Raw genomic sequence first — 14,747 nt, 5'->3', positions numbered from 1 at the left:
CTCAGACCGTCGTCACGACGATCTCGGAGCCCTTTGGCTGTTGAGACCCCTCAGGGAGGTTGACGCCCTGCACGGTTCCGAAGTTGATGCCGGGGATCGCCTGCTTCTCGGTGACCTTGAAACCAGCAGTCTCGAGGGTGGCCTTGACCTCGGTGAACTGCCTGCCGACCAGGCCGCCGGGGACCGTGATGAGCACTGGTCCCTTGGACACGACGACCGAGACCTTGTCCCCCTTGAACAGATTCCCTCGGGCCGGCTCCTGACGGATGATCGAGTCCTTGGGGACGGTGTCGCTGTTCTCCTGGGCGCCACCCTCCTCGACGACGAGGCCGGCCCTTTCGAGAGTGGACTTGGCGTCAGCAAACGGCTTGCCGGTGAAGTTCTCGACCGTGATCGGCTGACGTCCCTTGCTGACGGTGAGGGCTACTGAGGTGCCGCGTTTGAGCTGGGTGCCGACCTTGGGGTTGCTGGCGATCACCTGCCCGTCATCGACCTCTTCATGGAAGGTCTCGGTGATCTTGCCGACCACGAGGTTGGCGCCCGTGATCTGGTTCTGGGCCTCGGCCAGACTCACCCCGGCCAAGGTGGGCACATCGTGCCGCTCGGGCCCCTTGGAGACGACGAGGGTGACGGAGGTGCCGCGGCGGACCTCGGCATTGGCCTTGGGTGTCGTCGAGATGACGAGTCCCTTGGCGACGGTTTCGCTGAAGCCATCTTGGCGCGCGGGGTCGAGGTGCTGTGTGCGCAGCGAGGACGCTGCGGCAACCACCGGCTGGCCGACAATGGCCGGGACGATGGTCGGGGCGCCCGGGCCGGCGAGGAAGAACCACGCTGTGGCCGACGCGATCGCGGCGGACACGACGACGAGGATCCAGGGCCACACAGCACGACGAGGCGGACGTTGAGCGACTCTGCGCACGGCGACGCCTGCCGTGGCCGGCGGTGCCCCGCGCACCTGATCGCGCAACGACGGCCCAGCGTGCGATGCGGTCGGGCGCTCGATCGAGCGGCTGGGGCGCTCGATCGGCAGCGCCGTGGTGCGGGTGATGGTCGAGGCAATCGCTTCGGCGTCCGACGGACGGTCGTCGAGCTCGTCGGCTGTGAGTTCGCGGCGGGCGGTTCGAATGAGGGCTGCGAACGCGGCGGCGTCGGCAGGGCGTCCGTCGGGGTCGAGCGAGGTCGCGGCCGCAACGACCTCATCAAGGATCTCAGGGGACTCGGGAGAGCGACTGCGCAGACGCGGGGCGCCTGTGTGGACGTGCTGGTAGGCGACGTTGATCGCTGTGTCGCCGTCGAAGGCCTTGGAGCCGGTGAGCATCTCGAAGAAGACCAGACCCGCGGCATAGACGTCACTGCGGGCGTCGGCGATGCCGCGCTCGACCTGTTCGGGGGAGAGGTAGGCGACCGTGCCGAGGAGAAGTCCGGACGATGACGTCACGGTCTGCGAGGTCACAGCACGAGCGAGCCCGAAGTCGGCCACCTTGACCGCGCCGTCCTCGCGCAGGATGACGTTCTCGGGCTTGATGTCACGGTGGATGATGCCGGCGTGGTGGGCAGCGGCGAGCGCGTCGAGCACCGGGACCATGATGTCGATCGCAGCCCTGGGAGTCAGCGCACCCTCGGTGTCGATGACTTCCCGCAGCGTCTGTCCCGGGACGTACTCCATCGCGAGGAACATCCGACCGTCGTCCTCGCCCTGATCGAAAACGGCCACGACACCGGGATGGGACAGGCGCGCAGCAGACCGCGCCTCCCGGTGGAAGCGGGAGCGAAACGTGGCGTCCTGCGCAAGGTGCGGTCGCATGACCTTGAGGGCGACCTCGCGGTCTAGTCTCGTGTCAAGGGCAAGGTAGACCGTGGCCATTCCACCGTCAGCAAGACGCTCGATGACGCGGTAGCGACCGTCGAGGATCTCGCCGACAAGGTCGTCGGTGGGGGCGGTGGACACCAGATGAGTGTACGGACTGCGTGAGGGCAGCCCGTGGACCCCGGTACCCGACGCGGCCGGTGTCACATACGACCCTTGAGCGCCTTGATGTTCGCGACGTAGCGCTTGGTGTCGGTGTACATGCCGCGCGACTGCACCGAGGAAAGGCCTTGGTAGTAGCCCGCGATGGCAGTGTCCTCGGACCCCGAGGCCCTCGTGAGGGCCTTGAGCATGACGACGCCGGCCGTCGCGTTGTCCTGCGGATCGAGCAGGTTGAGTTTGCGTCCGACGAGAGACGACGCCCACTCGCCGCCGGAAGGGATGACCTGCATGATGCCGATGGCGTTGGCGACGGAGACCTGCTTCTGGTTCCAGCCCGACTCCTGCATGGAGATCGCGAGAGCGAGACGCGGGTCGACGCCGTGGCGACGAGCCGTTGCCGCCACGAGGGCCTTGGTCTCGGCACGGGTCGGCACCGAGCGGGTGGCGAGGAGTTCGCGGTTGCGTGCAGCGTTCGCGACCACCTTGTCGGGGTACTTCACGCCGAAGAACGTATTGGGCAGAGCTGCATTGGGAGCGCTCTTGCGTGCGGCCGTGCCGGGGATGGCGAGCCGCTGGCCGGGGTAGATCATGGTGCCGCGCAGACCGTTGGCCTTGACGAGTGCAGAGACGGTGCGACCGTGCTTGTCCGCGATGCCGAGCAGGGTGTCGCCTGCCCGAACCGTGTATGCCGTGCCAGCAGACTTTGCCGCCGGGGCCGTCCTGGTGATGCCCTGTGGCGTCGCGGTGGCTGACCCGGACAGGCGCAGCTGCTGGCCGGGGAAGATGAATGACCCCGGGGAGATCCCGTTGGCCTTCGCCAGTGCCGGGACCGTCGTGCGGTAGCGGGCGGCGATGCCATAGAGGGTCTCGCCCTCGGTGACGGTGTGAGCGGCTGCCGAACGTGCCTGGGCACGAGGCACGGCCTTGGTCGTCGACCCCACCCGACCTGGCACCTGGATGGTCGCTCCGGCCCAGAGGCGACGGGCGTCGCTGATGTTGTTCTTGGCCGCCAACGTTCGCGGGGTGGTCTTGAAGGTTGCCGCGAGCCCGATGAGGGTGTCACCGTCCTTGACCGTGTAGGTCGTCCAGCCATGTGGTGCCGGGCTGGAGTGGGTCGAGACCGTGGCGGGCATGACGGCGGCGGGAGGCACCGTCGCAGGGGGCAGGGCGATGACCATGAGGGCCGTCCTTTCCAAGACGACGGAGTTGGTGCCGTCGTATTGACAGATGTTGACAGTGTGGCTCCTGTGGCAAACGTTGACAGAGTAGCGGGTGTGACTAGTCAATGGGGGGATAGCTGGTATGGCACGCTGGCCTCGTGAAAGACCAGGACGCAGATCTCGAAACCCTTGTCGGCCAGTGGCTGACCGTTCCAGACCTTGCCGAGCGACTCGAACTCCCGATGTCGACCGTGCGCCAACTCATCGCCGACCGTGAGATCCTCGCGGCCCGCATCGGCGAGCGCCGCGTCGTCGCCGTGCCCGAGAAGTTCCTCGACGACGAAGGCATCATGCCCGCGCTCAAGGGCACCTTCACCGTGCTCGGCGACGGTGGCATGAACGACACCGAGATCCTCACCTGGCTCTTCACCCCCGACGCCTCACTGCCCGTCGAAGGCGCCCCCATCGACTCGCTCATTGGCGGGTTCAAGACCGAGGTGCGCCGGCGGGCCATGGAACTCGCCTTCTAGGGTTCCGATTGTGACGTCGCGGGCACACCTCGGTGCGCCGCAGTCCCATCCGACGCTCGCGCGCTAAGCGCACTCGCGTCTCCCGCCAGACCCAGCCAGCGGCGCACTCGAGGTGTGACCGCTCCTCGTGCGAGGTCACCTCACGCGGCTCGCGGGCGTAAGTCGCCAGGCCCAGCCGGCGGCGAACCGGCATACCTGCGGCGCTTGCTTCCTCAGCGCCCTTGAGGGTGACCAGCAGCGAGTCGAGAGGGTTTCTTCAGGCGGTGCGCGCGGTGCTGATCTCGACCAGCTGGTCGAGGATGGCTGCGGCATCGGGGGCTACTCCGGTGGCGTCCGCCAGGGAGGTGCGGGCTCGGGTGGCGAGGTGGGTGATCTCGGCCTCGACGGTGGCTACTGCTCCGGAGGCAATGATGATCGCTCGGAGGTTGTTGATGGCGGTGGCGTCCAGGTCGGGCTTGCCGAGCTGGGTGCGCACTGCCTCGCGGCCGGCGTCGTCGGTGCCGCTGAGGGTGTGGGCGATGAGGACGGTGCGCTTGCCCTCACGCAGGTCGTCGCCGGCCGGCTTGCCGGTGGCCTCGGGGTCACCGAAGACACCGAGCAGGTCATCACGCAGCTGGAAGGCGTGCCCGAGGTCCAGGCCGTAGGACGACAGGTGGGCCAGGTCGGCCTCGCCCAGGCCGCCAGCGGTGGCGCCGATGAGGAGGGGGTGCTCGACGGTGTATTTGGCGCTCTTGTAGCGGATGACCCGCTGGGCGCGCTCGATGCGCTCGCTCGCCGGCAGGTCGTCCCACGGGCGGACCGAGTCAACGACGTCGAGGAACTGACCGGCCATGAGCTGGGTGCGCATCCGGTCGAAGACGACACGGCCTCGGGCGAGGTCCTCGGCTGCCAGGCCGCTCGTGGCGACGAGTTCGTCGGTCCAGGTGAGGCAGAGGTTGCCAGCGAGGATGGCGCCCGCGACACCGAAACGCGCGTCGTCGCCACCCCAGCCACGCTCGTTGTGGACGGCTGCGAGCGCGCGGTGAGCGGCCGGCATACCCCGTCGTGTGTCCGAGTCGTCCATGACGTCGTCATGGATGAGCGCAGCGGCCTGGAAGAACTCCATCGCCGTCGCGAGCCGCACGAGCGCGTCGGAGTCGGCGCGACCGGCGGCCCGGTGACCCCAGTAGAGGAACGCGGCACGCAGCCGCTTGCCTCCGGCCAACAGGGAACCCACGCGGTCGAGGAGGTCGGTGACATCGGGCCCGAGCTCGTCGAGGACGACGGCCTGGCGCCGCAACTCCTCGTCGATGCAGGCCTGCACGCGGATGCGGAGATCGGCCTCGTCCAACGGGCTGGTCACGAACGCTCCTTGCATCTCACGGGTTGTGGGGCTGAGCCTACGGCCTGCCTACTGGGCTAATCTCACCCGCATGGCACCCCGTTCCATCCCCGGACTCCTCGCTGCCGAGCGACCCTCGGTGAGCTTCGAGTTCTTCCCGCCCAAGGACGATGCGTCCGAGGCGGCGCTGTGGGATGCCATCCGTCGGCTCGAGCGGGTACGCCCCGATTTCGTGTCGGTGACCTATGGCGCGGGCGGCTCGACCCAGGACCGCACGGTGCGGGTCACGGAACGCATCGCCCGCGAGACGACCCTCACTCCGTTGGCCCACCTCACCTGCGTTGGCGCCTCCGTCGAGGACATCCGCCGGGTCATCGGCCAGTACGCCGCCGCAGGGGTGCGCAACATCCTCGCGTTGCGCGGTGACCCGCCGGGTGACCCCGGTGGCGAGTGGGTGGCCCACCCCGAGGGGCTCAACCACGCGACCGACCTCGTGTCGCTCATCCGCACCCTGGGTGACTTCACCATCGGGGTCGCGGCGTTCCCCGACGTCCACCCGGCGTCCCCGGATCTCGACCACGACGTCGACGTCATGCTCAAGAAGGCCGACGCCGGCGCGAGCTTTGCCGTGACCCAGATGGTCTTTGACGCCGACAGCTACCTGCGCCTTCGTGACAGGGTCGCCCAGCATCGCGACCTGCCGATCACGCCGGGGCTCATGCCCGTGACCAACCTCAAGCAGATCACCCGGATGACGCAACTCATGGGGACCCCGCTGCCGTCGGCCGTCGTCGACCGCCTCCAGGCCGTGAGCGAGGATCCGGCTGCGGTGCGTTCGGTCGGTGTCGAGATCGCGACCGAGCTCGCCCAGCGCATGCTTGCCGAGGGTGCGCCAGGGCTGCACTTCATCACGATGAACCGTTCCACCGCGACGCTCGAGGTCTACGAGAACCTCGGCCTGGCCGCGCGCTCTCGCTGAGCCGTTCTGCGAGGTGCGGATCGCGCCCCAACGTCGAGCCACACCGCATCTGAGTACGGCGGGCGTGCAGATCTGAGTATCTGTACTGATCCGAGCCTCACCCGGTTGCGGCGAGAGTAGCCATGCGGCCGCGTTCCCGGGTCGGTGAGTGTGGAGGGGCGCTCGTCATCCCGGGGACGCGGCTTTCCTGTGTCCGTGTGCGGTCGTCACGGTGGTGGCGGCGCGTGGGTAGCGTCGGGTGATCGTGTCAGTCGACCTGGATGGCCTTGCCGCCGGTGATGCGCAGCAGCTCGTCGTAGGTCGTCCTGAAGACCGAGTGGCTGTGCCCGGCTGCGGCCCACACCTCGTCGAACCCGCTGAGGGTCACGTCGACGACGGTGAGCAGGGGGGTGGGGTGGCCGACCGGGGCAACGCCTCCGATGGCGAAGCCGGTCCACTCGCGCACCTGTTCGGGCGTGGCCTTCTCCACGGTGGCGAGGTCGAGCAGGCCGGCGATGCGGTCCTGGTCGACACGGTGGCTGCCGGATGCGAGGACGAGCAGCGGCTCGATCGAACCATCGTGGCGGCGCCCTGCGAAGACGAGCGAGTTGGCGATCTCGGAGGGGGTGATCCCGAGCGCATCGGCAGCAGCCCGGGCCGTGCGGACGGCGTCGGGGAGGTATCGCACGATGGGCTGGACATGGTGTGCCGCAAGGGTGCTCAGCACGGCGGCGACGGAGGGGTGGTCGCTCAGGTCTCGTTCCGAGACGGTGTCCCCGGGCTGGCTCATGCTGTCAGCGTAAGGGCTTGACGACATGGTGTCCGGCGGTTGTACAGTGGAGGTGTTCGAACAGATGTTCGATACTTTGGAAGGGCGTGGCTCGGCCTGTTGACGGCCTGAGCGTCCCCGACCCTGATCCCATCCTGCCCTGAGGAGGCCATGTCGTGGTGCGCCGATACGAAGAACGCGTCGAGGTTCGAGTCGAGACGGTCGTGCCTGCCGTCGATGGCTCACTCGCCACTCGATCTCGTCCGCGTGCGTTCGTGTGGCGCGGCCGCATCCTCGTCGTTCGTGAGGTTCTCGACGACTGGAGTGAGCGCCGGTCGTGGTGGCGCGACCTCGGTGATCTCGGGGAGCGTCCCGAGCGGCACGTCTGGCGGGTCGAGGCCGGGAGCGCTGCGGGCACCGGCGTCTATGACCTTGCCTCCGACTCCGCCGACGGCTGCAGCGACCCCTGGGTCCTGCTCCGGGCGCAGGACTGATTGCCATGGGTGCCGGTCCCGCTCTCACCCTCCTCGAACAGTCCCGCCAGTGCCTTGCCGAGGCGTATGCCGCAGAGCTGGCTGCCGCTCGATACGTCACCTCCCAGGATGCCGCGATGCGCGCTGCCGCAGCCCTCGTCGCCAGGCAGGGTTTGCGAGGTCCACAGGACCTCTGGCCGCTCCTTGCCAACCATTCCCCGGAACTGGGGGAATGGGCCGACTTCTTTGCGCTCGCGGCCGTGCGCCGCCAGGAGATCGAGTCGCGCACGGTCCGGGTGTCGGTGCGTGAGGCCGATGACCTGCTGCGTGCCGCCGAGACCTTCGTCGAGGCCGTCACCGTCTCCCTCGGTATGCCGCGTGGCGAACGAGCGGCCCGTCGTCTCGCCGCAGCCCGAGAGACCGCATGAACGACTTCGTCCACCTCCACGTCGCGTCCGGCTTCTCGATGCGGTTCGGTGCCTCGACCCCGGAGGACCTCGTCGAGCGGGCCGCCGCAGACGGGCAGCCCGCCCTCGCGCTCACCGACCGCGACGGTCTCTATGGCGCGGTGCGGTTCGCGATGGCCTGTGGTCGGGCCGGGATCGCCCCGATCCTCGGTGTCGACCTCGCCGTCGGTGAGGCGCCGGTGCCGGGACGCCCAGCGCCCAGGGTCCGTACTCCGGTGCGCGGTGGCGCGGTCGTCGACCCACGGCTCCCTCGGGTCACCGTCCTCGCGCGTGGCCGTGTCGCGGGCACCGGGCGAGGACTGGGATGGGCGGCCCTGTGCCGGCTCGTCACCGACACCCACCTGCGCGGTGAGCGCGGCACACCGGTGACATTGCCCGACCTTCTTGCTCGCTGGTGTCGCGGGGGAGAGCGGCGCGAGGAGTGGGCCGGACATCCTGAGCCGAGCCGACTGCGCGTGCTCCTTGGTCCGGACTCCGACGTGGGTCGAGCGCTCCTCGCCCGCCGCCCCGTCGAGGCCCGAGCCCGGCTCGAGAGGTGGCGGGCCCTCCTGCCTCCCGAGGCGCTCGCCATCGAGGTCGTCGGCAACGGCGGGCCGGAGGGCACTCCCGGTTCTCGTGTTCATGCCCGTCACCTGCTCGGCCTCGCTGACGAGGCCCGCGTCCCCGCCGTCCTCAGCGCAGCCGTCCGGCACGCCGACCGCGACGGGGTCCGCACCGTCGACATCCTCGACGCGGCTCGTCGACTCGTCGTCCTTGACTCCCGCCACCTCGACCGGGTCACCGATGCCGGGCACCTCGCGAGCAGTGAGGAGATGTGGCTTCGCGCCCTCGGGGTCGCTGGCGACAACGGTCGCGCTGCCCAACTCATCGGCGCCACGCTGACGCTGGCCGACGAGTGCGTTCAGGACGCCCGGGCCGACCTCGGCATCGGCGCTGTCCACCTGCCCGAGCCGGGCATCCTGAACATCGAGGCCGGGGTGGACCCGCAACAGGTCCTCACGCAGCGTTGTCGAGCCGCGGTCGGCGGGAGGTTCCCCGAGATCGGTGACGCGGCACGGCATACCGTGCTGTCCCGTCTTGACGACGAGCTGCGTGTCATCTCGGACCTCGGCTACCCGACCTACTTCCTCACCGTCGCGGAGGTGACCGACCTCATCAAGGCCAAGGGGGTGCGTGTCGCGGCCCGCGGCTCAGGAGCTGGGTCGCTCGTCAACTATCTGCTCGGCATCAGTGGGGTCGACCCGATCCGTCACGACCTGCTCATGGAGCGGTTCTGCTCACCGCTGCGCGCCGAGTTGCCCGACATCGACATCGACGTGGAGTCTGCGCGACGGACCGAGATCTATGAGGCGATCCTCGACCGTTTTGGCGGCGACCGGGTGACGTGCGTGTCGATGATGGACACCTACAAGGTGCGCCACGCCGTCCGCGACGTCGGCGCCGCGCTTGGGATGCCGCCCATCGAGATCGACGAGATCGCCAAGGCGTTCCCACACATCCGGGCCAAGGACGCACGCAGCGCGATCGCCGACCTGCCCGAACTGCGTTCTCGCGGACTGGATGCGCCCCGCCTTGACACCTTCTTCGAGCTCGTCGAACGGCTCGACGGGCTGCCTCGACACATCGCCCTGCATCCCTGCGGCGTCGTCCTGTCCAACGCCGGTCTCCTCGACCGCACGCCCGTCGAGGCGAGCTGGCTCGGCTTCCCCATGAGCCACTTCGACAAGGACGACGTCGAGACCCTCGGCCTGCTCAAGCTCGACGTCCTCGGCATCCGCATGCAGTCGGCGATGGCCCACGCGGTTGCTGAAGTGCGTCGGGTCGACGGGGTCGAGGTCGACCTCGACGACGAGACGCAGGTGCCGCTCGAGGACCCGGCGACCTATCGGCTCATCCGCTCGACCCACACTCTCGGCTGCTTCCAGATCGAGAGCCCGGGGCAGCGTGAACTCATCGGGAAGTTCGGACCCGAGCGGTTCGGCGACCTCATCATCGACATCTCGCTCTTCCGGCCCGGGCCGGTGAAGTCCGACATGATCCGACCGTTCCTCGAGAGCCGTCATGGATGGTCCAAGCCGCAGCTGCTCCATCCGACACTCGTGCCGGCCCTCGCCGAGACCGAGGGCGTCGTCGTGTTCCACGAGCAGGTCCTGCGGATCGTCGCCGAGACGACGGGGGTGACGCTCGCCCAGGCCGACGAGGTGCGACGCACGATGGGATCGCCCCAGGGGCAGCTCGAGATCGAGGAGTGGTGGCGTCCTGCGGCACGCGCGCGAGGCTATTCACCGGCCGACGTCGACCTCATCTGGTCGGTGCTCAAGTCGTTTGCGTCGTTCGGGTTCTGCAAGGCGCACGCGGCGGCCTTCGCGCTGCCGACCTATCACTCGGCCTGGCTCAAGACCCACCACCCGGCGGCCTTCCTCGCCGGCGTTCTCACCCACGACCCGGGGATGTATCCCAAGCGACTCATCCTCGACGACGCCCGGTCGCTCGGCATCGTCGTCCTCGGTCTCGACGTCAACACCTCGGGCGACACCTATCGCATCGAGCGGCTCGACGACCGGGGTGGTGACACTGGCGGTGAATCCACCTTCGTCCCCGTGCATCCCGACCTGCCCGACGCGAGCGACTACGGCATCCGGCTGTCACTCACCGACGTCAAGGGCATCAGTGGCGCTGAGGTCGCGAGCATCGTTGCAGGACAGCCCTTCTCGGATCTTGGCGACTTCTGGTCGCGTGCTGTGGTGAGTCGTCCGGTCGTTGAACGACTCGTCCTCGCTGGCGCGTTCGACATGATGCACGGCATCGGGGTCTCGGGTTCGGGGCTGGGACGGCGTGGACTGATCACCCGCCGTGACCTGTTGCTCCACGTCGGTGAGCTCGACCGGTGGGAGCGGGCGAGCACCAGGCGCTCGTCGCGCCGTCGGGTCCCACCACCGGCCCTGGGCAGCGACCTCGTGCGCGAGCGCGCCGCCGCCCAGTCGCAGGCAGCCCGCCCGGTCGTTGCCGCCGCAGACCAGTCGGTGCAGCTCACCCTCGACCTCGGCGACCGACCCGAGCTCACTCCCGGCACAGGCCTTCCTGAGATGACCGGCACCGAGCGGGTCCGCGCCGAGCTCGACGTCCTCGGGCTCGACGCGTCGGCGCATGTCGTCGAGTTCTATGGGCCGATGCTCAACGCGCTCGGGGTCGTCCGCAGCCGCGACCTGCTCCGCTCACGCAGCCGCAGCGAGGTGTGGGTCGCCGGGGTCAAGGTCGCGACCCAGACCCCGCCGATCCGCTCGGGTCGCCGAGTCGTCTTCCTCACCCTCGACGACGCGACCGGTCCCGTCGACGCGACCTTTTTCGAGGACGTCCAGGGCCCGTATGCCGCAACGATCTTCCACTCGTGGCTCCTGTTGGTGCGTGGTGTCGTCCGTCGCACGGGGCCTCGCGGGATCTCGATCCGGGCGACGGGGGCCTGGGAGCTCGCCGGCCTGTGGGAGGCATGGCGCGACGGTGGTCACGCCGCTGTCGTGCGCGCCCTCGAGACCGCTGACACCGAGGCCATCGCCCGGGCGCAGGCGGGGGAGAAGGAGGCCGACACGCACGGGAGGCGTCGTGTGCTCGTGCACGCGTCCGGGTTCAAGCAGTCGCCCTATGCCGACATCAAGCCCGCTGGCACTCCGACCACCGACGGGCGTCTCGTGGCACCGCTTGCCGTCCCCGAGCACGGCACGCCATCACGCAAGCTGTGGCACTCCAGCCCCGGCAGCTCGGGCCACTAACCCCCGAACCCAGGCTTCTGAGCCTGAACCCGAGCCGAGATCGGACCTACTGCACCGTAAGGGGGCTTCGGTTCAAGCGGTCAGGAATCGAGAAGCGCGGTGTGAGGCGCGAACCTACGGTGAAGCCATGACCACCAAGACAGTTGCCAAGAAGACCACGACCAAGAAGACCGCCTCCAACACGAGCACCACGAATGACGGGTTCACCGCGGACGAGCGCGCCGCGATGAAGGAGCGCGCCAAGGAGCTCCGCGCCGAGGCCAAGGGGGCCAAGGACCGCGCCAAGGGCGAGGCCGACCTCCTCGCCAAGGTCGCCGAGATGCCCGACGCCGATCGCATCCTCGCTGAGCGGATCCACTCGATCGTCACCGAGAACGCACCCGAGCTGATGCCGAAGACCTGGTACGGCATGCCGGCATACGCCAATGCCGAAGGCAAGGTCGTCTGCTTCTTCCAGGCCGCAGCCAAGTTCGAGGCCCGCTACGCGACCCTGGGCTTCAACGACTCGGCCAACCTCGACGACGGCACGATGTGGCCCACGGCGTTCGCGATCACGAAACTCACCCCCTCGCAGGAGAAGCTCATCGCGACGCTCGTCAAGAAGTCGGTCGCCTGACGCTTCTGTCGGGGTGGGCAACTAGGCTGGCGTGGCGCGGCGCACTCTGCTGGCTGCACTGCCCGTGGGCACATGACGAGAGGTGGACCCGTGACCGAGGACGCGACGATCGGACGCCGCACCGGGGTCTCCACCTCACCACGGACCGCTGCGATGTGGGCAGCCGTCGACGAGGTCGTCCGTGTCCGCAGCGGAGCGCTCGAGCGCCCGCTCAAGGTCATCGACCTCGGTGGCGGCACCGGCGGGCTCGCCGTCCCGCTCGCCGTCGCCGGTCACGACGTCACGGTCGTCGACCCGAGTCCGGACGCCCTGGCCTCATTGCGTCGTCGGGCGGCCGAGGCCCAGGCGTCGTCGCGGGTCAGTGCCGTCCAGGGTGATGCCGAGACCCTGTCGTCCCTCATCGGCCGCGAGCGACCCGACCTGGTCCTGTGCCACGGCACCCTCGAGTACGTCGACGATCCGCAGGCGACCCTCGCCCACATCGCTGGCGTCCTCGCGCTGGGCGGCATCCTCAGCCTGGTCGTCCCTCAGCGATCGGCCGCCGTCATCGCTCGAGCCCTCGCCGGACAGTTCGTCCAGGCGCGTGCTGCCCTCGACCGACCCGACGGGCGGTGGGGCGACGCCGACCCTGTCCCGCGCCGCTTCGACCGTGCGGGTGTCATCAGCCTCGTCGAGGCCAGCGGGCTCACGATCACGAGGGCACACGGCATACGCATCTTCAGCGACCTCGTCCCCTCAGCCCTCGTCGACTCCGACGCAGACCGTGCCGCGCTCCTCGAGCTCGAGCGGGCCGTGACGACCCACCCGGAGTTTGCGGTCCTCGCCGACCTCGGCACCTCGCTGCACGTCATCGCCACCCGACCCTGAGAGCGGCATGAGCCGTCGCCAGTTCAGCCTCCCCGCACGATCCTCGAGCGATCCGCCCGACGACACCGGGTGCACGATCCTGCACGTCGACATGGACGCGTTCTATGCAATGGCAACCTTGCTCTCGCACCCTGAACTCGTCGGCACACCGGTGATCATCGGCGGCGGCAACAGGGGAGTGGTCCTGTCCGCGACCTACGAGGCCCGCCGGTTCGGGGTCGCCTCCGCGATGCCGATGACACGCGCGCGACGGCTCTGCCCGCAGGCGACCGTGCTGCCTCCCGACCACCGCCTGTATGCCGCGATCTCAGCTGCGGTGATGGAGACCTTCCGGGCCGTGACTCCTGATATCGAGCCGTTGTCGCTCGACGAAGCCTTCCTCGACGTCTCCGGGGCGGTTCGCCGGTTGGGGTCGCCGGCGACCATCGGTGCCCAGATCCGTGACACCGTCCACGACGAGCAGGGCATCACCTGCTCGGTCGGGGTCTCATCGACGAAGTTCGTCGCCAAGATCGCCTCCGGGCTCGCCAAGCCCGACGGCATGGTCGTGGTCCCGCGAGACGAGATCATCCCCTTCGTGCAGCAGCTGCCCGTCGGGGCACTCTGGGGCGTGGGCGAGAAGACCGAGGAGCAGCTCACCCGACTTGGGTTGCGCACCGTCGCCGACATCGCGCACACGCCGTTGCCGACGTTGATCCGTGGGCTCGGGGAGGCGACCGGGACGCATCTGCACGAGCTCGCCTGGGGCCGTGACCCACGTCCGGTGCATCGTGAGCACCGCGAGAAGAGCATTGGCGCCGATGAGACGTTCGAGTACGACATCGACGACCCGCAGGAGATCCACCGGCACCTGCTCAAGCTCAGTGACCGCGCCGCAGCCCGGCTCCGGGCCGCGCGGCTCACCGGACGCACGGTGTCGATCAAGGTGCGGTTCTCGGACTTCACGACGATCACGCGGGCACGCACGCTGCGGGAGCCGACCGACGGCAGCCGCGAGATCTATGAGACAGCGACATCGCTCTTCGACGCCCTCGGGTTGCAGCGGGCCCGGATCCGGCTCGTCGGGGTCCGCCTCGAGAAGCTCGTGGCGGTCGAAGACGCTCCGATCCAAGGGATCCTCGGCGAGGCCGACCACGGCTGGCGTGACGCAGATCGAGCCGTCGACAGGGCCAGTGCACGCTTCGGTGCGGGCTCAGTTCGGCCCGCGAGCCTGATTGACCGGGCCCCACCTTCCCCCAGCGCCGATCGGGACCTATCCTGAAGGGGACCAGCACCGATGCTGGTGAAAGCAACGAAACAGCGGCCTCATGCGTTGTCTGTGGTGGAAGATCAATCACACGCCGCATCACGCCGCACACCAGGAGGACGCCGTGCCGCTTTCAGAGCACGAGCAGCGAATGCTCGAGCAGTTGGAGCAGGCCCTGGTCGCTGACGACCCCAAGTTCGCCTCGAATATGGAGGGGACACCGCGTGGAGGCCCCACCCGCCTGCGGTGGATCATTGGCGTCGTCGGTGTGCTCGTCGGCCTGGGCCTCGTGCTTGTCGGTATCCAGACGACCCTGTGGGTCGGTGTGGGCGGCTTCGCAGTGATGGTCGCGGCCGTCGCCTTCGCCCTCACCCCTCCCCGTCGCGGCGGCAAGCTCGCGGTCGTGCGTGAGGACGGCACGAAGGGTCCAGCCAGCTCGGGTCGCCGTCAGAAGAGCGGCTCAGGTTTCATGGACAAGCTCGACCACCGGTGGGACCGCCGCGGCCAGGACGGCTGACACCGAGCCACCACGACTTATCGCGTAGATCCGACGGCCGACAGATTGCGCAATAAGAGCGCAGATCCGACGGATTGCGCAATAAGT

The 14,747-nt window shown here is 68.8% G+C and carries 13 protein-coding genes; 9 read left to right on the top strand and 4 right to left on the bottom strand.

Annotated elements, in window-relative coordinates:
• Position 1: 1 nt before the first annotated feature.
• A complete protein-coding gene (gene pknB, locus V6K52_RS11775; protein WP_353950303.1) occupies positions 2–1,948 on the bottom strand; it encodes a Stk1 family PASTA domain-containing Ser/Thr kinase in 1,947 nt (648 codons plus the stop codon).
• A gap of 62 nt (positions 1,949–2,010) precedes the next feature.
• The gene (locus V6K52_RS11770) at positions 2,011–3,147 is read right to left on the bottom strand and encodes a LysM peptidoglycan-binding domain-containing protein (protein WP_353950302.1); all 1,137 of its coding nucleotides are present in this window, start codon (positions 3,145–3,147) and stop codon (positions 2,011–2,013) included.
• A gap of 140 nt (positions 3,148–3,287) precedes the next feature.
• Here V6K52_RS11770 and V6K52_RS11765 point away from each other — a divergent pair, with 140 nt between their 5' ends.
• Complete coding sequence (locus tag V6K52_RS11765) at positions 3,288–3,659, top strand: Rv2175c family DNA-binding protein (RefSeq protein WP_353950301.1); 372 nt, start codon at positions 3,288–3,290, stop codon at positions 3,657–3,659.
• Between the two features lie 256 nt (positions 3,660–3,915).
• On the opposite strand, the gene V6K52_RS11760 is transcribed toward V6K52_RS11765, so the two are convergent.
• Positions 3,916–5,016 carry a polyprenyl synthetase family protein gene (locus V6K52_RS11760; RefSeq protein WP_353950300.1) on the bottom strand — a complete coding sequence of 367 codons (1,101 nt, stop codon included), beginning with the start codon at positions 5,014–5,016 and terminating at the stop codon, positions 3,916–3,918.
• 55 nt (positions 5,017–5,071) lie between these two features.
• Between V6K52_RS11760 and metF the strand changes: the two genes are divergently transcribed.
• Positions 5,072–5,959, top strand: a complete 888-nt coding sequence (metF, locus tag V6K52_RS11755; protein WP_353950299.1) for a methylenetetrahydrofolate reductase [NAD(P)H] — start codon at positions 5,072–5,074, stop codon at positions 5,957–5,959.
• A gap of 247 nt (positions 5,960–6,206) precedes the next feature.
• On the opposite strand, the gene V6K52_RS11750 is transcribed toward metF, so the two are convergent.
• Positions 6,207–6,728, bottom strand: coding sequence for a YbaK/EbsC family protein (locus tag V6K52_RS11750; protein WP_353950298.1), 522 nt, complete (start codon positions 6,726–6,728; stop codon positions 6,207–6,209).
• Positions 6,729–6,883: 155 nt separating this feature from the next.
• Here V6K52_RS11750 and V6K52_RS11745 point away from each other — a divergent pair, with 155 nt between their 5' ends.
• The 7 genes from V6K52_RS11745 to V6K52_RS11715 all read left to right on the top strand — a co-directional run bounded on the left by V6K52_RS11745 (position 6,884) and on the right by V6K52_RS11715 (position 14,660).
• Entirely contained in the window at positions 6,884–7,201 is a 318-nt protein-coding gene (locus tag V6K52_RS11745; protein WP_353950297.1) for a DUF6504 family protein, read from the top strand.
• 5 nt (positions 7,202–7,206) lie between these two features.
• Positions 7,207–7,608: an SAV_6107 family HEPN domain-containing protein gene (locus V6K52_RS11740; RefSeq protein WP_353950296.1), complete on the top strand. Its 402-nt coding sequence runs from the start codon at positions 7,207–7,209 to the stop codon at positions 7,606–7,608.
• Complete coding sequence (dnaE, locus tag V6K52_RS11735; RefSeq protein ID WP_353950295.1) at positions 7,605–11,414, top strand: DNA polymerase III subunit alpha; 3,810 nt, start codon at positions 7,605–7,607, stop codon at positions 11,412–11,414. Before V6K52_RS11740 ends, dnaE begins: the two co-directional genes overlap by 4 nt.
• A gap of 127 nt (positions 11,415–11,541) precedes the next feature.
• Positions 11,542–12,030: a hypothetical protein gene (locus tag V6K52_RS11730; protein ID WP_353950294.1), complete on the top strand. Its 489-nt coding sequence runs from the start codon at positions 11,542–11,544 to the stop codon at positions 12,028–12,030.
• 90 nt (positions 12,031–12,120) lie between these two features.
• Entirely contained in the window at positions 12,121–12,897 is a 777-nt protein-coding gene (locus tag V6K52_RS11725; protein WP_353950293.1) for a methyltransferase domain-containing protein, read from the top strand.
• Between the two features lie 7 nt (positions 12,898–12,904).
• On the top strand, positions 12,905–14,158 hold the full coding sequence (gene dinB, locus V6K52_RS11720) for a DNA polymerase IV (protein WP_353950292.1): 1,254 nt from the start codon (positions 12,905–12,907) through the stop codon (positions 14,156–14,158).
• Between the two features lie 109 nt (positions 14,159–14,267).
• Positions 14,268–14,660, top strand: coding sequence for a DUF3040 domain-containing protein (locus V6K52_RS11715; RefSeq protein WP_353950291.1), 393 nt, complete (start codon positions 14,268–14,270; stop codon positions 14,658–14,660).
• The last annotated feature ends 87 nt before the right edge of the window (positions 14,661–14,747 follow it).

The sequence above is a fragment of the Knoellia sp. S7-12 genome (assembly GCF_040518285.1).
In the GTDB taxonomy this organism is placed as follows: domain Bacteria; phylum Actinomycetota; class Actinomycetes; order Actinomycetales; family Dermatophilaceae; genus Knoellia.
This window is presented reverse-complemented; position numbering and strand designations above follow the sequence as displayed.

Excerpts from the sequence above, each read along its gene's own strand:
- dnaE (WP_353950295.1), top strand. The coding sequence starts at position 7,605 with ATGAACGACTTCGTCCACCTCCACGTCGCGTCCGGCTTCTCGATGCGG.
- dinB (WP_353950292.1), top strand. The coding sequence starts at position 12,905 with ATGAGCCGTCGCCAGTTCAGCCTCCCCGCACGATCCTCGAGCGATCCG.
- V6K52_RS11750 (WP_353950298.1), bottom strand. The coding sequence starts at position 6,728 with ATGAGCCAGCCCGGGGACACCGTCTCGGAACGAGACCTGAGCGACCAC.
- V6K52_RS11740 (WP_353950296.1), top strand. The coding sequence starts at position 7,207 with ATGGGTGCCGGTCCCGCTCTCACCCTCCTCGAACAGTCCCGCCAGTGC.
- V6K52_RS11730 (WP_353950294.1), top strand. The coding sequence starts at position 11,542 with ATGACCACCAAGACAGTTGCCAAGAAGACCACGACCAAGAAGACCGCC.
- V6K52_RS11760 (WP_353950300.1), bottom strand. The coding sequence starts at position 5,016 with ATGCAAGGAGCGTTCGTGACCAGCCCGTTGGACGAGGCCGATCTCCGC.
- metF (WP_353950299.1), top strand. The coding sequence starts at position 5,072 with ATGGCACCCCGTTCCATCCCCGGACTCCTCGCTGCCGAGCGACCCTCG.
- V6K52_RS11770 (WP_353950302.1), bottom strand. The coding sequence starts at position 3,147 with ATGGTCATCGCCCTGCCCCCTGCGACGGTGCCTCCCGCCGCCGTCATG.